The 20,188-nt window shown below is 57.6% G+C and carries 15 protein-coding genes; 8 read left to right on the top strand and 7 right to left on the bottom strand.

Features of this window, described 5'->3' with window-relative positions:
- Nucleotides 1-2: 2 nt before the first annotated feature.
- The 3 genes from O3S85_RS20705 to O3S85_RS20695 form a co-directional block, all read right to left on the bottom strand.
- Nucleotides 3-695: a YoaK family protein gene (locus tag O3S85_RS20705; protein WP_269543115.1), complete on the bottom strand. Its 693-nt coding sequence runs from the start codon at nt 693-695 to the stop codon at nt 3-5.
- 55 nt (nt 696-750) lie between these two features.
- Nucleotides 751-1,530 carry a M48 family metallopeptidase gene (locus tag O3S85_RS20700; protein WP_269543114.1) on the bottom strand — a complete coding sequence of 260 codons (780 nt, stop codon included), beginning with the start codon at nt 1,528-1,530 and terminating at the stop codon, nt 751-753.
- A 258-nt stretch (nt 1,531-1,788) separates the two neighbouring features.
- A complete protein-coding gene (locus O3S85_RS20695; RefSeq protein WP_269543112.1) occupies nt 1,789-2,130 on the bottom strand; it encodes a response regulator in 342 nt (113 codons plus the stop codon).
- A gap of 151 nt (nt 2,131-2,281) precedes the next feature.
- Here O3S85_RS20695 and O3S85_RS20690 point away from each other — a divergent pair, with 151 nt between their 5' ends.
- Nucleotides 2,282-2,581 carry a hypothetical protein gene (locus O3S85_RS20690; protein WP_269543110.1) on the top strand — a complete coding sequence of 100 codons (300 nt, stop codon included), beginning with the start codon at nt 2,282-2,284 and terminating at the stop codon, nt 2,579-2,581.
- 27 nt (nt 2,582-2,608) lie between these two features.
- Here O3S85_RS20690 and argH read toward each other — a convergent pair whose 3' ends face one another.
- Complete coding sequence (gene argH / locus O3S85_RS20685) at nt 2,609-4,012, bottom strand: argininosuccinate lyase (RefSeq protein ID WP_269543108.1); 1,404 nt, start codon at nt 4,010-4,012, stop codon at nt 2,609-2,611.
- Nucleotides 4,013-4,147: 135 nt separating this feature from the next.
- Here argH and O3S85_RS20680 point away from each other — a divergent pair, with 135 nt between their 5' ends.
- The 6 genes from O3S85_RS20680 (at nt 4,148) to ligA (ending at nt 11,096) form a co-directional block, all read left to right on the top strand.
- Complete coding sequence (locus O3S85_RS20680) at nt 4,148-5,059, top strand: TraB/GumN family protein (protein ID WP_269543107.1); 912 nt, start codon at nt 4,148-4,150, stop codon at nt 5,057-5,059.
- Between the two features lie 149 nt (nt 5,060-5,208).
- Nucleotides 5,209-6,558 carry a Trk system potassium transporter TrkA gene (trkA, locus tag O3S85_RS20675; RefSeq protein ID WP_269543105.1) on the top strand — a complete coding sequence of 450 codons (1,350 nt, stop codon included), beginning with the start codon at nt 5,209-5,211 and terminating at the stop codon, nt 6,556-6,558.
- Entirely contained in the window at nt 6,555-8,030 is a 1,476-nt protein-coding gene (locus O3S85_RS20670; protein ID WP_269543103.1) for a TrkH family potassium uptake protein, read from the top strand. Before trkA ends, O3S85_RS20670 begins: the two co-directional genes overlap by 4 nt.
- A gap of 76 nt (nt 8,031-8,106) precedes the next feature.
- A complete protein-coding gene (locus O3S85_RS20665) occupies nt 8,107-8,361 on the top strand; it encodes a hypothetical protein (protein ID WP_269543101.1) in 255 nt (84 codons plus the stop codon).
- A gap of 10 nt (nt 8,362-8,371) precedes the next feature.
- Nucleotides 8,372-9,019 carry a hypothetical protein gene (locus O3S85_RS20660; RefSeq protein WP_269543099.1) on the top strand — a complete coding sequence of 216 codons (648 nt, stop codon included), beginning with the start codon at nt 8,372-8,374 and terminating at the stop codon, nt 9,017-9,019.
- A 67-nt stretch (nt 9,020-9,086) separates the two neighbouring features.
- A complete protein-coding gene (gene ligA, locus O3S85_RS20655; protein WP_269543098.1) occupies nt 9,087-11,096 on the top strand; it encodes an NAD-dependent DNA ligase LigA in 2,010 nt (669 codons plus the stop codon).
- A gap of 1 nt (nt 11,097) precedes the next feature.
- Here the strand turns inward: ligA and O3S85_RS20650 are convergent, their stop codons facing one another.
- On the bottom strand, nt 11,098-16,962 hold the full coding sequence (locus O3S85_RS20650; protein WP_269543096.1) for an alpha-2-macroglobulin family protein: 5,865 nt from the start codon (nt 16,960-16,962) through the stop codon (nt 11,098-11,100).
- Between the two features lie 84 nt (nt 16,963-17,046).
- On the opposite strand from O3S85_RS20650, the gene O3S85_RS20645 reads away from it, so the two are divergent.
- Complete coding sequence (locus O3S85_RS20645) at nt 17,047-17,370, top strand: DUF971 domain-containing protein (RefSeq protein WP_269543094.1); 324 nt, start codon at nt 17,047-17,049, stop codon at nt 17,368-17,370.
- A gap of 95 nt (nt 17,371-17,465) precedes the next feature.
- On the opposite strand, the gene O3S85_RS20640 is transcribed toward O3S85_RS20645, so the two are convergent.
- Together O3S85_RS20640 and O3S85_RS20635 are read right to left on the bottom strand one after the other, a co-directional pair.
- Nucleotides 17,466-18,116: a response regulator gene (locus tag O3S85_RS20640; protein ID WP_269543092.1), complete on the bottom strand. Its 651-nt coding sequence runs from the start codon at nt 18,114-18,116 to the stop codon at nt 17,466-17,468.
- 66 nt (nt 18,117-18,182) lie between these two features.
- Entirely contained in the window at nt 18,183-19,532 is a 1,350-nt protein-coding gene (locus tag O3S85_RS20635) for an MFS transporter (protein ID WP_269543091.1), read from the bottom strand.
- Nucleotides 19,533-20,188: the final 656 nt, after the last annotated feature.

Here is a 20,188-nt window from a genome sequence, read left to right as displayed (position 1 = left end):
AACTATGAATCTTGCGAAATGTCATTTAGCGATCGGGAGTAGCGCTTGTAAATGCTCCAGCCGAGTCCACCGACGAAATAGCCGACTGCCGCATAGAGGATCCAGTCGGCCTGAGTATATACGATCAAGGCGGAGCTGGTGGTCGCGCCCAGGAAAAATGATATTGATAAGACCAACGGGATGGCGATTTTCCAGTTTTCGATATCATGGCCTCTCAGCTTCATGCCCAGGTGGATACCGAGGTCGGTGAATAGCCCGGTGAGGTGGGTGGTCCTCAAGACGACGCCACGATAGCGGCTGGCGAGTGCGTTTTGCGTTCCGCAGGCGAAGCTGCCCAGGGCGATCGCCACGATGGCGTGTTTCGCATAAAGGATGTGGGCGACGAAAAGCAGCACGCCCAGGCTAGTCAAAATCCGCCCATAAGGCATGTGGATCTCCAGTGTCGGATGATGGATGAGGTAGCCGGAACTCATGGCTCCCAGAATAAACCCGAGTGTGGCGATTAGCACCATCCACAGGTCGTTCATCGTGTCTTGCTGCAGGATGAAGATGCCCGATGCGATGCGTGAGATGTCTCCGGTCAGGTGACTTACGGAAGTGCCGTTGTAAATCAGGAAACCGGTGTTCAGAAAAGATGCGGCAAAGGCGAGTGCGCAACCCCCGACAATAACCTGACGATGTGATAGCTGATGCATCTTTGACACCGAAGCGGAATCTGCGCCAAAGAGAAGCGCAAAAGCATGGAGCGCCTTACTGTCCCGTTGCCTTGTAATACAGAGGCAGGACTTCGGGCATCATCTTTTCGATAGCTTTGATGCGGGTGCTTTCGCCGGGGTGAGTGGAGAGAAACTCCGGGGGGCGCTCGCCGCCTTGGGCAGCCATTTTTTGCCAGAAGGGGACGGCGCGGCGCGGGTCATAACCGGCGCTGGAAGAGTAAATTAAGCCAATGTGGTCTGCTTCGGATTCCATGGTGCGGCTGTAGGGCAGGATGAAGCCATACGTCGAGCCCGCGCCATAGCTGGCCATGACGACCTGACTCAAATCGCGGTCCACGCCGCCTATGCCGAGGCCAATCGAGAGCGCGGTGCCGGCCATTTGGTTGGCCATTTGGTGGGAGACTTTTTCCTGGCCGTGGTCGGCGGAGACGTGGGCAATTTCGTGGCCCATGACGACGGCCATGTCGTCATCACTGTCGAAAAGCGGGAAAATGCCGGTGTAGAAGCCGACCTTGCCACCGGGCATGGCGAAGGCGTTGACTTGATCGCTCTCGAAGAGCACGAACTCCCACTGGTCGGAGGGGAGCAGGTCTGCGCCGTTGGCCCGCGCGGAGTCGACGATCTTTTTGCCGACGCGCTGGAGCTGGGCGTTCATCTGAGGGTCGTTGGAGATCGGCATTTCAGACTTCATCTGCTCGAACTGCTGGACGGCCATGCTGGACACCTCGGTATCGCCGACGAGGCTTAGCTGGCTGCGGCCGGTTTCGTCCACGGTTTGGCAACCGGTCAGGAATGCGGCTACGGCTAGTATCAATGAAAGTAGGGAGAGTCGCGAATTGAGCAGATTCATCATGCTCCCAAAATAACGGAAGAAATGGTATTCCGTCAATCGGCGGTCTTAAAAAATACGCTGTCTCGGCGATTCGTTAAAAAGCAAAGAGGGGGCACCCTGGACCCCCTCTTTGTGCGGATGCTATTCTATCTCGTAATCAAGGAACGTTGAGAACAGATGGTTGGATCATGACAAAAGGGTTGGCGAGCCGCTGCATCGGTCGGCGGTAGCTGAGCGCGATTACACCGCGAGGCGGATTTTTTGGTTGAGCGCGCTGGCGATAAACGGGGACTCCAGGAAGTCGTCAACATGTTGGCTGATCTTGGCGGCGCTGGCGGAGCCGGCGTAGGCGACGATGCGCACCTCGATGCCGGCGTCGAACAGCAGTTGGCGCATATTTTGGCATTCGTTGGCGGGAATCGATGAGTTGACCAGCATGATGTCGACACGTTGTTCGGCGGCGATTTCCAGCGCTTCCTGGCAGTCCGCGGCGGCGACTTCGTCGTAGCCCATGAATGACAGTAGATTTTGTAGTGTTCGGCGGGAGGCTTTGTCTGGTTCGATGACGAGTATCTTTTGCATGACCCCCGCATCATACCACGGCCAATATTAATAAAGGATGAATGCGCGCTTAATTTCTCTGATGAAAGGCAGATTCTTTCCCGGCTTGGCATGCCGCTTTGGAACACTCAGGATATAACGCACGTCCATCACTCAAACTCATCTGTTTATCATGATTGCTTACCAGGATTTTGTGCCGGAGAAAATCGCGTCCGGCGGCTTCTTCAAAATGGCCAGCTATGAATCGCTCGATGAATGCCTGCGCCAGGCGAATCGCTGGATCGCGGCCAATGGCATCGAAGTCGTTAACGTTGAAACGGTCGTGCTGCCCAATATATATGCCCCGGGCGAGGAAGGCTCCAGTGACGTGGAGTTGCGCACATCGGGCGATATGTTTTCGAGTTGGTATCAATTCATCCGCGTCTGGCATGTCGACAAGGCCAGCTCACCGCCACCGCTGGGTCGCGCTTAGTGCTGCTTACTCGTGGTTAAAGGGCGCTCAGCTGAGCGCCTTCTTCCACTTGGCCAGCTGCTTTTTGACCTGCTTGGGGCCGGGCATGCCGGTTTTTTCGCGTTTGCGCAGGGCGGCAGGGACGTCGAAAACCTCGACCCAGTCGGCTTCAAATTTATCACTGACGCCTTGCACATCCTCCAGGGAAAGTTCGTTCAGTGGGCAGTCGTTTTTCTCGGCCAGTCCGACGAGGGCTCCGATCACGTGGTGCGCGTCGCGGAAGGCCACACCGCGCACGACGAGGTAGTCCACAAGATCGGTGGCGAGCAGGGCCGGATCGCTGACTGCGGCAGCGCACTTTTTCTCGTTGAAGGTGGCACCGTCGAAGGACCCTGCGAGCACGTCGAGGCAGATCAGCGTCTGGTCATAGGCGTCAAAGACCGGCGGCTTGTCTTCCTGTAAGTCGCGGTTGTAGGTGAGCGGCAGCCCCTTGGTCATCGCCATGAGCGCGGTCACGTGGCCTTGCAGGCGCGCGGCTTTTCCCCGAAGTAGCTCGAAGCTGTCGGGGTTTTTCTTTTGCGGCATCAGGGAGGAGCCGGTGGTAAAGCTGTCCGGCAGCTTGATGAAGCCGAACTCCGCGCTGTTCCACAAGATCATGTCTTCGGCGACGCGGGACCAGTGGACCCCGCACAGGGCGCAGGCGCTGGCGAATTCGATGAACAAATCGCGGTCGGCGACGGCGTCCATGCTATTGGGCGTGACGCGGGGCTTGCCCTTGTTATCGACGAAGCCCAGCTCAGTCGCGGTGAACTCACGGTCGACGGGCAGGGTGGTGCCGGCAATGGCACCGCTGCCGAGCGGGCACCAGTTGGCGCGGTCGGCGATGTCGGCAAAGCGCGCACGGTCGCGGCCAAACATCTCGATGTAGGCCAGCAAATGGTGCGCAACGGAGACGGGCTGTGCGCGCTGCAGGTGCGTGTAGCCGGGGATATAAATTTGCTGCGCGGATTCGGCGAGCTGGAGCAGGGCACTCATCGCGCGGCCAAGCGCGGCGTCGATCTCGGCGCAGGCGTGCTTGAAGAACAGCCGCATGTCGGTGGCTACCTGGTCATTACGCGAGCGGGCGGTGTGGAGCTTGGCGGCGGCGGGCACGCGCTGGGTCAGCGCCTGCTCGATGTTCATGTGGACGTCTTCGCTGGCGATGTCCCAGGTGAAGTTGCCGGCCTCGATGTCCTTCAGCACGGCGTCGAGCCCTTTCTGGATTTCGCGGCATTCCTTCTTGGTGAGGATGCCGACGTGGGCGAGCATGGCGGCGTGCGCCTTACTGCCCTGGACGTCAAAGGGTGCCAGGCGCGCGTCGAAGGACACGCTTTCGCTGAAGCGTTGCATGAGCTCGGCAGGTCCGCTGGAGAAGCGTCCGCCCCAGGTGGCTTGTTTTCCGGATTTCGCCATGGGTCTAGAAATTTTCAAAGGTCGGTTAACGATTGTCGGTGGTCAATGAGAGGGGGTGTTGCCGGGTTTTCCGAGTTAAATCGGTACTCGAATTGAAAATTGAAATTTGCCCGCTGACAATTGAGAATACGGCTTATGATTTTTTATAAACACGTGCGCGCCCTGATGACGGTGCTGGCAATGTCTGCCCTGAGCAGTGCCTTGGCTGACAACAGCATGGGCAGCTACCTGTTCTCGATCAGTAAGGAGGGCTATGCCACGAGCTACCTGTTTGGCACGATCCACCTGCCGGACAAACGAGTCACAGAGCTGCCCAAGAACGTGATCGATACTTATCGCAAGGTGGACGCCGTTTATACGGAAATCCCCATGGAGGCCGAGGAGATGCTTGGTGCCGCGCAGTCCATGATGTTGCCCAACGGCAACACGTTGAAGGATGTTTTGCCGCCTGAAACCCTGGCCGGCTTTGAGCGCGAGCTAAAGGCAATCAACCCGCAGTTTACCGCAGAGCCGTTTATGGCCCTGAAGATTTGGGCTGCGGCGTCCACGCTAATGATGCTGGAAACTCAGTTGAAGAATCCCGGCGTCAACGCCATGGACATGGCCCTCTATATGGGTGCGAAAAAGGGTGGCAAGCGCGTTGGCGGCATCGAATCCGCTGCGGAGCAGATGGCGCTCTTTGACGCCTTTTCTGATGAGGAGCAAATCGCGCTGATGGACTCCATGCTCGACTATATGCAGGAAATGCGCGAGCAGGGCGAGGGCTACACCGACGAGATGATCGACGCCTATCTCTCCGGCGACCTCAAGAAATTGGAGGAGATGATGGCTTCCTACGAAATGGAGGATGAGGCGCTACAGGCAAAGTTTGAGAAGCTCTTCATCGAGGATCGCAATGTGTTGATGGCCGTGCGGATCGAGCGAATCATGGCGCAAAACCTGGACCAGTCGGAGTTTTTCGCCGTCGGCGCTGCGCACCTCTATGGCCCCGGTGGCGTTCCCGCGCTGCTGCGCGACGCCGGTTTCGACATCCAGCGGGTGAAGTAATTTACCCTTCACTTTCGGCACCCAACTTGCGAATATTCTCCGCTAAATGTCATTCTGCATGCTAACTGCGCGGTCCCGCGCCCAAACCTTTTTGTGCTGCTTCCGCCCATCTCTGGGCTGATGCAATGCCAAGGGGAACGTTTGCTACTATGAAAATTCTGGTGGTTGGAGCCGGCGAGGTCGGTCGCTTTCTTTGCGAAAGGCTGAGTCAGGTCGGGCACGACGTAACCGTGATCGAAAGTGATCCGACGATTGCGCAGGAGGTGGATGAATCCTTGGACGTGCGGGTGGTCGAAGACCATGGCGCGTCGGCGGAGGTGCTAAAAAAATGTGGCGCGGGCGAATGCCATTTCTTTTTGGCCATGACGAGCGATGACCGCACGAACCTGATTGCCTGTTCGCTGGCCAAGGCGCTTGGTGCGAAGACGACCATTGCCCGCATTCACGACCAGACCTACAGCGATAATTCGATCGTCAATTACCAGATCCACTTCGGTATCGACTTTCTGCTCAACCCCGAGGCCCTGTCTGCGGTGGAGCTGGCGAAGTCGATACGCAACCCAAGCCGCGTCGCAGTGGAAAACTTTGCCCGTGGCGAGATTGAGGTGCAGCAGTTGCGCATTAGCCCGAAGTCCAAGCTCAATGGCAAGGCGCTGAAGGATGTTCGCCTGCCGGCCGGAGTCCGCATTGGCCTGATTCAGGACGGCGATAGCTCCGAGGTGCCGACTGCCGAGAGCACCCTGCAAATGGGGCAATGCGTAACCCTGGTCGGCCCGCCCGAGCAGCTGGGCCAAACCAAAGACCTGCTTTCGCCGGAGAAGAAAATCGACCTCTTGCGCATCGTGCTTTTTGGCGGCTCGGAAACGGCAATTGCGTTGATCCGGCTGCTGAAGAATCCGCGTTTTAAGATCCGCCTGATCGAGCAGGATGTGAAGTTGTGCCAGAAGCTCGCCGAGCGTTTTCCACATGTGACGGTGATCCACGGCACGGCGACTTCGTTGCGCCTGATGGAAGAAGAGCAGGTCGGCGCGGCGGATTACTTTGTGGCCTGCACCAAAGACGACGAGGATAACATCATGACGTGTCTGCAGGCGCGGCAACTCGGTGCCAGCCACGTGCAGTTGGTCATCAACAAGCCGGACTACGAGGACATCCTCGATCAACTGCGCCAGACGCTGGGTGTCGAGCTGGCGGTGGCCCCGCGCCAGGCGACGGTGGCCGAGATCATGCGCTACATTTCCACGGAGCCGTTTACCGAGCTGGCCAGTCTGCCCGAAGGCCCGGCCAAGATTTTGGAGATTCGCGTATCTCCGGAGAGTCCGGTGATTAACAAGGCGATCCGCGAAATCTCCTTCCCCAAGGGCGCGGTGATCGTGGTGCTGTTGCACAAATTTCAGGCCAAGGTGCCGGGCGCGGATGATAAGCTGTTGTCCGGTGACCGAGTCGTGGTGGTCGTTCGCGAAGATCGCGAAAGAGAACTTCTTAAGCTGCTGACGTGAACTATCCGATCATTGCCAAGCTGCTAAGCGTCATCATGTCCACGATTGCGCTGGCCTTTCTCGCGAGCTATGTTGTGGGTGAGGTTTTCTATGGCGAGCTGGACGATTTGGCGCGCGAAGAGTGGCTGATCAGCATTGCGATAGCATCGACGCTGGCTCTCGTGCTGGCATTTTTGGGCCGCAATGCGACTACGAAAATGTTTCGCAAGGAGGCTCTGGCTACGATCGGCCTGGGTTGGATATTAGCCAGTATCGTCGGCGCTATTCCCTACTATTTAATCCTTCCAGACACGAGCTTTGCCGATGGCGTTTTTGAGTCGGCATCTGGCTTAACGACAACTGGAGCCAGCGTATTCGGCGACTTGGATGTGTTCCCACGGGGGCTGCTATTCTGGCGTTGCCTGAGCCAATGGATCGGTGGTTTGGGCGTCGTCGTGTTCTTCGTGGCAATCCTCTCCTTTCTTGGCGCTGGCGCGAAAATTTTGTATTCCAATGAATCCAGCGGTGCCTCGACGGACATCGAATCCGGGCGCATCCAGCAGGGCGTGTTGCAGATCCTCTATCTTTATCTGTCGCTTTCTGTCGCTTGCGCGTTGATCCTCAAGGCGCTGGGAATGACTTGGTATGACTCGGTCTGCCACATGTTCACCACGTTGTCGACAGGTGGGTTTGGCGTCTATAACTCCAGCGTTGGTGCCTTTCCGAGTCCGGCGATTCAGTGGACCATCATCATCTTCATGGCATTGGGTGGCACCAGCTTTTTTGTGCTACTGCGCGTAATGCAGGGGCGTCTTCGCGCACTTACGACCAATACCGAAGTGATCGCCTACTATGCGATCATCCTGATTGTTACTTCCCTGCTCACGATGATGCTGATCACCGAGTTGGGGCAAACGGATAACTGGGAAGCCTCGCTGCGTGCGGCGGCGTTTCAGACAGTATCGATCATCACGACGACTGGCTTTTCCACGGTTGACTTTCAACAGTGGTTGCCGGTCGGGCACATGCTTTTGCTTTGCCTGATGGTCTTTGGTGGATGCTCGGGCTCCACTGCTGGCGGTGCCAAGGTGGTGCGCATTGTGGTGGCGTTCAAGGTTTGCCGACTCCAAATCGAAAAAGCCTACCGGACGCGTGTCGTCCGTCCGCTACACATCAACGGTAAGGTGCTCGATAAAGAGGACCAAGACAATATCGTTACTTGGCTGCTCATGCTTTTCCTGGTGCTGGCAGCGGGCATCATGATCGTCGCGATGCTGGAGCACACCTTGGGTTTTACGGCTCAGGTTACATCGGTCTTCGCGTGCCTCTTTAACATTGGTCCCGGTTTGGCGGAAGTCGGTCCCACTCAAAATTACGGCTTCCTGCGTGAGCCAACGAAGCTCGTGCTCAGCCTGCTCATGATCATGGGCCGCCTGGAGTTGTATGCCGTGCTCGTGCTTTTCTCACCCGCGCTCTGGCGCCGCTTCTCCTAAACTTTTAACAACCACGCTCATTTACCACACCACCGACAGATACGGCCTGACCGAGCTAAACCCCACGCCTGCGCGCTTGCGGGAGATCTTACGCTCGCTCAAAGACGACGAGGCCGATGCCGCTGCGCCGGAAGTCTGGCTCACGCATTTGGAGACCGGTTGGACGCTGTCGGTGTTTCCCAATGGCATGCTGCAACTCGAAGCGGATGACAAGAAGCAGCCACTGCGCGAAATGAGAAACGTGGACTTCGAGCACATTTTGGAGCTATGGGGAATCCTGGCCGAAGGTGATGCCAAGCGACTGCTTCGGGCCAATTGGCAGGAGCGCTGAAAGCTGGACAATGAACTTGCCGAAACAGCCATTGCTCGTGATCGACGCCGCATCGCCCCAGTGCTTTGTAGGCTTGTGGCGTGATAGCGAATGGTTGGCAACCGCGACGCCCGAGAGCCCGGCGCTGGAAGGTATCTTTGCTGGTATTGATAAGATACTTTGCGATGCAAAGCTTTCGTTGGCGGACCTAGGCGGCTTTGTTCACAACGAAGGTCCGGGCTCAATTCTGGGTATCCGTCTGTCCGCCATGGCGATTCGCACCTGGAAGTCGCTGCCTGTATGGCGGGATATGCCGGTGTGGTCGTTCGGGAGCTTGCACTGGGTTGCCGCGGCTTATCAGGCCGAGCATGGTGCGGCGGCAAATGTCATTTCAGAATTCCGACACGGGCGCTGGAACCTGCTCACGGCGGGTGCCAGGGAAGTCGTAGCCGTCGAAGATGAGGTGTTGGCGTCGGTGCCCGAGCCGCTGCTTTACTATCGTCAGCGTAAAACCTGGAAGCCAGCGCCGACGCACGCGATTGAGTATCGCCCAAGTCTGATGGAACATCCGGAGCTACTGGAGGCACCAGGACTGCTGCGACCGGTGGCTGCGCCGGATGTGTTTGTTGCGGAAGAAGCAGTCTTTCAAAAGTGGACGGCGGAACGCCATCGCAGCTAGGTAAATTTTGATATTTTTGCGAGCGATGGGCTTGCCGATTGCCGCTCGGACGCCATGCTTTTTCGGCATGAGCAACCCATCTGCCCAGACCCACATTGAAGAACTCCGCGAGATCATCCGCCGCCACGATGAGCTATATTACCGCGAGGGTGCTTCCGAAATCTCCGACCGCGAATATGATGCGCTCAAGGAAGAGCTGGCGCAAATGGAGAGCGAAGCGGGGCTGGACGCGGAGGACTCGCCGACCAAGACCGTTGGCGACGATCGCACGGAGGGCTTTCGCAAGGTGAAGCATCGCCGGCCGATGCTCTCGCTCGATAACACCTATAACGAAGAGGAGCTCCGCGCGTTTCATGTGCGCCTCGCTAAAATGTTCGACGAAGGTGCCGAGCTGGAGTTTGTCGTGGAGCCCAAGATCGATGGTGTCGCCGTGAGTTTGACTTACGAGAAGGGTCAGCTTGTGCAGGCCGTGACTCGTGGTAACGGCGCCGAGGGCGACGACATCACGCGGAACCTGCTGGAGGCGGTCCCCGATTTGCCGCGCGAGTTAAAAGACGCCCCGGAGCTGATCGAGATTCGCGGCGAAATTTATATGATGGCCGAGGAGTTCCTGCGCATCAACCAGGAGCGCGAGGAAAGCGGACTCCCCATGTTTGCGAATCCGCGCAACTTGACCGCAGGCACGATTAAGCAACTGGGCGGCGTCAGTGGACGTCGTTTGTCCATCGTGCTATACGGTGTTGGCTACTGTGAGCCCAACCACTTTGCCATGCAAAGCGATTTGCATGAGGCGATCCGTGGCTGGCGTTTGCCCACGGTTGAAAAGTATTGGCGGGTGAACCGAATCGACGATGTCTGGGCAGCAGTTGAAGAACTCGATAAATTGCGCCACGAGTTTGCTTATGCAACTGACGGTGCCGTGGTGAAGCTCAATAGCTTTGCGATGCAAAGTGAAGCGGGTATGACCAGTAAGGCTCCGCGTTGGGCGATTGCCTATAAGTTCGAAGCCGAGCAGGCGGAGACATTGCTGGAAAAGATCGATGTGCAGATCGGCCGGACCGGCGCGGTTACCCCGGTCGCGCACTTGGCACCCGTTCAACTGGCGGGCACGACCGTCTCCCGCGCGACGCTCCACAATGAGGATGAAATTAAGCGGAAGGACATCCGCCCGGGTGATACCGTGGTCGTTCAAAAGGCCGGGGAGATTATTCCGCAGGTGCTGAGCGTGGTCATGGACAAACGCCCGGCGGACAGTATGCCCTTCGAGTTCGCGCGCTTCCTGGAAGAGCGTGGTATCAAGGCGGAGCGCGTGCCCGGGCAGGCTGCCTGGCGCTTGACTGGACAGGATGACCCGATCCAGCAGCGCCGCCGGTTGACGCACTATGCGTCGAAGCAGTGCCTGGATATTGAAAATCTCGGCGAGGCCGTGGTGGACCAATTGGTCACGGCGGAATTAGTCGCGGACCCCGCCGACTTATACGCGCTGCGTAAAGACCAACTGCTGGAGCTGGAGCGCTTTGGTGAGAAGTCGGCGGAGAATTTAATTAACGCCATTGAGCAAAGCAAGCAGGCCGAGCTTTGGCGCTTATTGCACGCGCTCGGTATTTCGCATGTGGGCAAGCAGAGCGCGAAGGATATCACCCAACATTTTGGAACGCTAGACGCCATCATGGAAGCCGATCCGGAAACGCTGGAGGCGGTCGACGGCGTGGGCGGGATCATGGCAAAGGCCATTGTGGACTTCTTTGCCGATGAGAAAAACCGTGCGTTGATTTTGCGTTTGCGCGAGGCCGGTTTGAACTTCGCCCTGGCAGACTCCGAGAAGCCCGCCGAGGCTGTGGAAGGTGGTGTGCTCAATGGCAAGACGGTGGTGCTCACTGGGACGCTCCCTACGCTGACGCGAGATCAGGCAACCGCGCTCATCGAGAAAGCCGGCGGTAAGACCAGCAGCTCGGTCAGCAAGAAAACAGACTACGTGCTCGCGGGTGACGCCGCCGGGAGTAAGCTGGCCAAGGCGGAAAAGCTTGGCGTGGCGGTGCTCGATGAAGCCGCGTTCCGCGAGCTCGTTGGCGAGTAGCTTACTTGTCGTCCACGGTTACCTTGAACTCGGCGCTGTTGCCTTTGATCTCCGGCACATACATTGCCTCGGCGATCACGGGCAGGGCGCTGAATTTCCCCGGCGTTTCGGCGCGGAGCTCGTAGCGGATTTCCCATAAGCCTTGCGGTAAGCTGCTGACGAAGCTGGCGATTTGGCGATCGCGCAGCTCTTGGTAAACCCATTGTTGGCGGCCGGTGTAGCGGTCGGCTTGGTCGAGTTTGCCGGGGCGGAGTTCCTTGGCGTAGAGCGCGGCGCCGCTTTGCAGGGCAACTGCTTCGAAGCCGGCAGGCTTGAGGTCTTCGATCAGGATATACTCCAGGTTGTTCTTCGCCTCGATGGTAATGATGGCTTCGATGCGGTCGCCCGTAGTTGCAGCCTCGCCGCTCGCAAGCAAACTGCTGTTGGTTGCGTAGCCATCGAGGAGTGTTTTTACCGGATAGGTGCGCTTGTATTCGCGGCGAACAAAGATTTCGCTGCCTGCGGCTTTGATCGGATCTTCCAGCGTAAAGAAGTTGAAGCGCGTGGCGAAATACAAAGGTGAGTCACCAGCTTTGCGTTGCAAAGTAAGCTTGTTGGCCTCACCGGCCTTTAGCTTTTCAACCGGCACTTCGATACTCCGTGGTGCAGTGAGCACATTGTCGGGGCTTACGTTGATTTCGCCAATGGCTTCGCCGTTGAGCATTGCGGTGTATTGGCCGGTAGCGTTGAGTTCGCCGCTCGTATTTAGCCATTGGTTGAGCGCGAGCACAACGATGGCGGTGTCCCGAGTGTTGCTCCACTGAGCGCCGCGACGGTTCTTAACGAGCCAGTTCATAGTTGGTTCGATCAATTCGCTGTCGGGTTTTATTTCCGTGAGTGCGGCGAGGACAAAGGCGGTCGACTCCACACCGCCGCGCGACCAGCGATAGTAAACGCCATCTTCGCCCCAGTGCGCCGTGGGCAATGCGGTTGGGTCGCTCTGCGGTGCATTGCCGCCCAGCAGGACTGAGCCTTGCGGGTCGTTGTCGAGCTTCACGCCGTTGGCCAGATTATCGGCGAGGATGTCGGCCTCGTCATTGAAGCCGAGGTGCTTGGCGGAGATCGCGGTGAGCGCGCGGGTGAAGGAAACCATCTGATCACGGTTCTTCCACAAGTTGGCAAAAGCCCTGGCTTCGTTGCGCGCGGGTTTGGCGTCGCTGATGCCTCGGTTGGCGCTGGCCAGTGCGTGGAGCAGCCAGGCCTGCATATCGTATTGATTCTCGAAATCGACCAAACGAAGGTTCAGGTAATCGCGGCCACGCTTGAGCATTTCCGCATCGATTTCACGACCGGCTTGCTGGGCCAGTGTTAGGCCCCAGACGACGTAGGCGGACATGTAGGCGTCGCTGTCGCCACCCTTCCACCAGCCCCAGCCGCCGTCGGTATTCTGGAAATCCGTGAGCCGGGTTAGCCCTGCGGCCACCATCTTATCCAAGTCCACAAGGTTGCCGTCTTGCTTGGGCTTGCTCTGTTGGACGATTTTATCAGGTGTGTCGGTTTCAATGCCGCCAAAGTTTTGCTGCATGACATCGCTGGCGGACAGGCCCAGGTCGTTCAATGTTTTAGCAACGATTACCGCCGGGAGGAACCGGCTCATCGTTTGCTCCGTGCAACCGTAGGGATACTGCGCGAGGTAGGGCAGGGCATCGAGCATTGTGGTGGCGATGCTGGGCGTGAGGTGCAGGGTAAAGCTCGCGCCTTCGGCTTTGAACTCCGGAATGTCGAGGGTGAGCTCGAGGTTGTCCGTGGTCATCTTTCCACTTTGGGCGAGGAACTTATTAATGCCGTGCTCATAGATGGGGACGGTTAGTTCCATGGCGTCGCCGTGGCTCGTAGATTTCGCGGTGAGCGTGAACTTGGTGTTGCCCGGCGATGCGACGTCGACGACCCAGTTTACTTGCGCCGAGCCGTTGGCGGGTGCCTCGATACTTTGCGTTGCAGAGTTGACCAGTGTCGCGCCTCCTTCGATCGCAAGCTCGGCCTGAACGCTCATGGCGTCGCTCGTGTTGTTATTGATGACGCCCGTGATTGTTACCTGGTCGCCAGTTACGAGGAAGCGAGGCGTTTGCAAACGGGCAATCAGCGGCAGGCGTGTTTTGGCTGAAGTGTCGCCCTCGCCAAAGCTGGCCGGGAGCCCGGTCGCGCGGGCTTCGATATTCCAACTGGTCAGGTTGTCTGGCCAGGTGAAGTCCACCGTGGCCTGGCCGCTTGCGTCGGTTTGAATGGCAGGCTTCCAGAAGACGGTGGAGCGGAAATCTGTGCGAACCACCACTTGAGGCTCGTCTGCCGCCGCGCCACCAGCCGCACCACTCATCATGGGCGCAGATTTGGCGACGAGGTTTGATTCGCGCATGGCAAGGTCACTCTCCATAGCCGCTGGAGCGGCAAACGCACCCATTGCGGCACCCGGTGTCTGAATCTCATCGAAGGCGGAATCTTTATACTCCGCAACGTCCTCAGGCTTCTTGATGTCAGCCAAGCCCCGCTGCCAGAATGAACTGGTAGTGTTAACGAGGATGGGGCGTTCCTGGCCGTAAAAGAATTCCCGTGGGTCGGGTGCCAGAGTCGGCTGGATCGCTAGCACGGCTTCATCAAACACGGACAGCGCGACCTCTGCTTGAACGGGGCGTCCGTCGGCGTTGCGCGTGGTGATGATGGTGGTAGCCTTTTCGCCAGGGCGGTAGGTCTCCGCATTGGTTACGACCGAGACATCGAGGAAGTGTTTGCTGGGCGGAATGGAAATTGGCTGGCTGTCTTCGTGGAAGCGCAGGTTGCTAATTTGGTTTGCCTGAAGTTTTACGTTGGGAATCCAGGCTTCGCTGACATCGAGTTCCAGCAGCTTCACGTTGCCCTCCAAATAGATGACGCGCGCGTCCATCAGCTCCATGCCCTGGACGCTAAACAGCACCCAGCGGCCAGTGTCTTGCGTGGAGATCATCACCGGCGCGCGCTTGCCTTCGCGGAATGCAGCTTCGTCGGTGACGATGTTTAGCTGGCCATGATAGCCGATACTTTGCGATGCAGAGTCCGCGGCCCAGATGGCGGCATCGGCCTTGATCGGTGCACTGCGCTCGGGTTTGCTGACCCAATACACGCGGTAGTAGCCGGTCTTCTCCACGGGGAAGGTGAAAGTGGCTTCGCCCTCGCGGTTGGTGGTTAACGTAGTCACCTTCAGCTCTTCGATGTCGTAGCCTTCGCGGATCATGGTCCACTCGCTGGGATCGAGGGCGGAGGAGAACAGGCCAGGGCCTTTTTCGAGTCGGCGGCGGTATTCCTCGCCAGAGATTTCTTCGCCATCCGGACCACGCCAAACTTGCATCCACTCTTCACGGGTTAGGCGGACGCGCCCCTCGACTTCGACCGGATCGTCGTTGGCGTTGAGCGCTTTAATGGTCACTGTGGCTTTTTCGCCGGGTTGGTAGAGCATGCGCTCGGGCTGGACGTAAATGAAATACGGGGCGCGGGTGGCGCGGATCTCGGCGGAGCCGGAGACTTCGCGGCGTGATTCGTCGACCACGTGCGCGGTGATCTTGTAAACCAGATCGTTGGACGAATTAGCCTTGGTGGGTAAATTAAGCACCGCGCGGCCTTCGGCGTCGGTCTTGAGCCTCTCGTTGATGACGGTTTTGCCCGAGTGGTATCGTTGAGGCATGGTGCGCAGCCAAGGATAGGGCGTCGGCGGAAGCCAATAGTGGTAATACGGGCTCTCCTCGACGACTACGCGGACCTCTGCATTGGCCACGGCACCACCGAAATAATAATCGGCCTTGATTTCAACCTTCACCTCGTCGCCGAGGCGATAGGCGGTGTTGGCCTGGCCATCTTCGCTGGCGGTGCTGACGGATACCTTGAACTCCGGCAGCTTGTATTCCTCCAAGCGGAAAAAGGCGTCACCGCCGATGTAGCCATTCTCTTCGTCGGGGAGACTGAAGACGACGTGATACATGCCGAGCTTCCAGTCTGCCTGGGCGGTAAACTCACCCCAGATGCTGCCGTAATCATTCGGGTTCATGGTGCCTTCGGCGACTGTCTCGCCCTGTGGTCCAGTAACTTTGTATTGCAAAGCTTGGCCGGTCGGCGGTGTGCGCCAATTGCTCTGGGTTGAGCGGACGCGGGCAGTGGCTTTCCAGTTAATCGTGTCTCCCGGGCGATACGCGGGGCGGTCGGTGAAGGCATAAACTTTCCAAAGGTTGGCATTGGTGGGGCCGCCCATGATGCCGTAGTGGCTCACGTCGTTATTGCTGGTGGCGATGCTGATTTGGTCTTTGGACTCGGTGATGACGATGGCCGACTCGTAGTCAGCAAAGTCCTTACCCAAGTTTTGAAACGACTCCTGATTGAAGCGCGCAATGCCGTCATCGTCAGTGGTTGCGGTAGTACTGACCCAGCCCATGTTCGTGGTGTGGTTTTGCCACTGGTAGTCGCCAAGCCAAAGCTTGACGGAGGCATCGGCAATGGGCTTGCCGCTCTGGGCATCGGTGACCCACGCCAGTACGCTGTTGCCATCGCGCAAAACGGTGACGACTTGATTGCTCACCAAGAGGAGAGCCTGGCTGGTCAGGCCGTCGCCCTGGGCCTGGATCACATAAGCACCGGCTGGCAGGCTTTTGTCCAACTTGATCGAATCGGATTGGCGCGCGTAGGGTTTGCCCTCCGTTTGGCGCGTCAGCCGCAGGGTGGGGGTCAGCCCGGAGACGTCGTATTCATCGAAGGCGTAGGGGCTGGCGTTGCTGTTGTCCTCTTTGGGTTGATAAGTCTCCGGCAGATCAACGGCGTAGATGTGAATTTCTACTTGGTCAATGTTGCGCCAGTTGATGAAGAATTCATTCGCCGAACCGGGCAGGAAATTGGTGTGCACAAAGACGTTTAAATCCTTGTTGGTAATGTTTTCGATCTGGTTTTGAGCGGCGTCCCAGTTCGGGGCTTCACCCTTGCGGTAACGATTCACGTATTCGCGATAAAGTTTCAAGGCAAGGGCGTCATCCCCGGCGCGGCGAAAACGGCCATTTTCGTCCCAGTAACTGCCGCCAGAGCGTTGTGCCCATTGCGCGTAGTTGAAAAGCGCGTCATCGGCCCATTCGCTCTTGGGGTCGGTAATGGCGGCCTCGAAGGCGGGCTGCGCCTTGAGCGTATCGGCATTGTTCTGGCGCGCGTAGCTCGTGGCGAGCAGGTAATTGGCGTGTGATTTATCCGCCGGGCTTTGGGCGATGGAGGTCGCGTTTTGCAGCACATTGACGGGCATCCAGTTGCCATACTGATAGCCATAGCGCCACTGGTAGGGCTGCTGTGAGGGTGGCTTGGCTGCTTTGAACACAATGGCCAGATAGCGTTCGCGAGCGAGATCGATATCCGTGCTGGCGGCCCACCAACTGAGCGCCTGCTGGTAATGCTGCCAGGCCTGCGACCAGTTGCGCACTTGCTGGGGAAGCCAGTAAGAATCCCCGAGAGACTCCTGGACATCGGCCCAGAGCTGCGGTGCGCGCGCGCCTTTGGCGTCCTTCTGAAGCTTGGCGGCAAGTTCGGATAAGGCCTCGCGTGAGTCGTCGAAGACTTGGCGGTCGCTTTGATTCGTTGCTGCGAGGTTGCGCCACTGGCTGTCGGCGAGGCGGTAGGTTAGCTGGTCGCGGTCGATTCCGGCTGGCAGGGTTTCCTGCTGCGCCAGGCGTTCGTAGAGCTGCGCCGCCCGATGGTAGGAGTGGTCGGTGTAGGCTTGGTCCGCTTGCTGAAGTAGTGCTGAGGCGTCCTCAACCGTGTCGGCGGCGTGAAGCCAGTTGGCCATCAGCAGGAGGGCGGCGCAAAAAAGTCGGCAAAATGGTATTGGGGACATGGCGGGAAGCATATTGATTTTCTGAAACGCTTCGACATCTTTGTTCCTTCAAAGGTTTCTTTTTAATTTTCTTTATCACCTTTCATGCAAGCACCTCCCGAAGACCTGCAGCTCATTGGCGCGGAATTAGCCGTGCGCTGGGCCGATGGCCGCGAAGACTACTTCAGCGGCGAATATTTACGCGCCAACAGCCCGAGCGCCGAGAACGTCGGCGAGAAAGATATATTCGGCAATCAATATGGCGGCAATGGACCACGCGAATTTCCCGGCGTGAAAATCGAAGGCTGGGACTACCAAGGCAACTACGCCGTGCGCTTCGACTTCAGTGATGGTCATCGCACGGGTATCTTCTCGTGGGAATACCTGCGGAAGTTGGGGGACTTGCAGAGGAAAAAGGAAAAAGATTAAAGGAAAAAGTTGGGTGGCTGTAATCTTCTCACCAACATTTCGACGGTTGTGCCGTCCTAAAACTTTTTCCTTTTTCCCTTAATCTTTTTCCTCCCCTAATCCACATTCTGTGGCGTATTGACGAGGCCGAAGGCGATGGCTGAGCGGGTGAGGCCGGCGACGTCGTGCACGTCGAGCTTCTTCATCAAATTGGCGCGGTGGGTGTCTGCGGTCTTGACGGAGATGTCCAGCTTGGCCGCGATCTCTTTGCTCGTGCAGCTTTCGGCGATGAGCTGGAGGATCTGGCGCTCGCGCGGGGTGAGCTCGTCGAGCGAGTCGCTTTGATTCGGATTGACCATGATTTCGCGCATGATGTCCACAATGCGCAGGCCGAAATGTGTTTGCCCGGCGACGATTTTTTCCACTGCGACCTCAAGGTCGGACAGGTTGGCGTCTTTTTCGACAAAGCCATCGATGCCGGCTTCGAGCAGCTTTTTGACGGTGCTCTTGCTGGGGAAGGCGGAGAAGACGAGCACGCGGGGTTTGTGGTCGCCCTTGCGCACCTGGCGCAGGAGCTCAATGCCATTGAGGTTGGGCAGCATGATGTCGAGCACCATGATGTCGGGCATCGTTTTTGTGATTTCATCGACGGCTACTTGGCCGTCACCGGTGGAGCCGGCGACCTCGATGTCTGGATAAGATTCGAGTAAGCGGATGATTAAATCGCGCAGGATAGTTTGGTCCTCAACAACGTAGACTCGCTTCATGGCGATCATTAGAAAGTCACCTACTGGTATTTGCAAATGAAATTAGCACGGAATAGCCCTAGTTTTCTATCGTCGGCGCTGTAGGCGATTATGGGTGAACCACGCCAGGAACAGCATTAAGCCAATGAACAGCAAGGGCATCGCCATAAGCAGTTGAGCGAACACGGCATCACCAGCGCTTTCAGTTTTACCATCTGTTGATAGATCGCTGGCGGCGGTGGTCTCGTCGAAGCCGCTGGTCAGCGCGTAAAACGCCAGCCCGGCCAGCCCGTAGGCGATATTGTTGGCCAGGCTGCGAAAGCTCAGCACCGTCGCGCGCCGACGGCTATCGGTGACCGCTTCGTTGAGGTATTGGCTCAGGAAGAAGTTGAGCAAAAACATCGACACGCCAATGCCCATGGCCGGGATTACGCCCCAGTAGCGGATTAGCATCGCCTGGCCAATCATGCTCAGCAGGATGATCGCCGCCAACAGGCTAAAGTTGCGCAGCGCGCTTTGCTTTTCGACGAGCTTGCGGGCAAGGATCGGGATGAACAGTCCCATGAGCCCGCCGATCGCGCCCATGACGCCGAGCATGGCCTCGGGCAAGCCGATGAGGCGGTAGTATTCGCTGTTAATCGTCAGCCCGACGCGCACCAGGCTGTCAAAGCAGACGCTGGTCACGATCAGCACGAGAACGATGTTGGTCGTTAAAATCCATTTGCCGGTCTTGCCGACCAGCGAGAAGGCGGCGCGGGCGTTGGCGGGCGCTTCGTCTTCCTCGCTCTCGACAGGGGGCTCGGTCAAGCGCCACGCCGCGAGCAGCGCGATGAACGACGTGCCCAGCGTCAGATACAGCGGGAAGCGCAGCGTCGTTTCCTTGGTCAGCTCACCCGGGAGGCCGATCAATTGCAGCGCGCCGTTAAGGAATTCGTGGTCGTAAACCGCAGCCCCGAGCAGCATCGCGGCGAGGAAGCCCAGTGACTGCAGGCGCATCAGCAAATCGAGCACGTTGGGCCATTCCTTTTCGCGACCGAGTGCCTTAAGCGAATCATAGGCTAGCGCCTCGTCGGCCCCGCTGGCAAAGGCTTCCGCTGCGCCGCTGATCAGGCGGTTCAGCGCAAACGCACCCAGCAGCAGCCAGTGAATATCCATTGGCACGAAGGCGATAATGGCAAGCTCGACGACCATACACACGCCCGCCAGTCGCACGAGATTGCTGCGGCCAAAGGTGTCCGCGAACGCGCCCGAGGGTACTTCGAGCAACACGATTGATGCTGCCCACACGGCATTGAGCAAAAAGAAATCCTCTAGCGACAACCCGATATCCAAAAACAGTACCGTAAAAACCGGGTAGTAAAAGCGCGCATTAAAGAACACCCGGAACGCAATGAACCAGCGAATGTTGGAAATCTTGAGGACGCTTTCGGCGGGCATTTTGAGGATGGGTGAAGGCCGGTAGTTAGGTTGCAACAGTGGTAGCCGTAAATCGACTTCGTGCAAATGGCAAAGCGCATTGTTTCCGCGAGGCAACATGGCGGCTAAAGCCCGAACCCCACCTCAGTGAATGAGTGGGATGCTGAGGGGTTGGAGTTCCGCCTTCAGGCGGCCATGCCTGCGGGCGTATATCTCGCGTGGGGCCAACACGCATCGACCGAAGGGGCAACGCCCGGCTATCGTTTTGAAAAACAATACCCCAAGTGTCTGGCCAACATAACCGGATGTGTGCGATCCACACCTAGGGATGTGTTACCTCAACACATGTGGTTGTGTTGCTCCAACGTATGGGGATCTGTTGAGCCAACACATGGTAATGCTTTTCCCAAAACGATTAGTATGCTTTTTGCAAAACGATGGTAATGCTTTGGGGAAAACGATGGGTGTGCTTTGGGGAAAGGCATCGGCTAAAAGGGGTGGGAAAAGCCAAGCTTGGTGGAAAACCTCGCGTTTGCTTGCTGAAAGCCCGACCTCTTGAAGCCGTGCTTTCAGCACTCCAATAATGAGTGGATCATTAGCCCTTGTGTATTGTCAGCGAAGTTTTCGTCATAAATTGCTTGTACAATTTTTGTCCTTATTCATACTGGTTGAATGGG

It is taken from the genome of Cerasicoccus sp. TK19100 (genome assembly GCF_027257155.1).
GTDB lineage: Bacteria > Verrucomicrobiota > Verrucomicrobiia > Opitutales > Cerasicoccaceae > Cerasicoccus > Cerasicoccus fimbriatus.
This window is presented reverse-complemented; position numbering and strand designations above follow the sequence as displayed.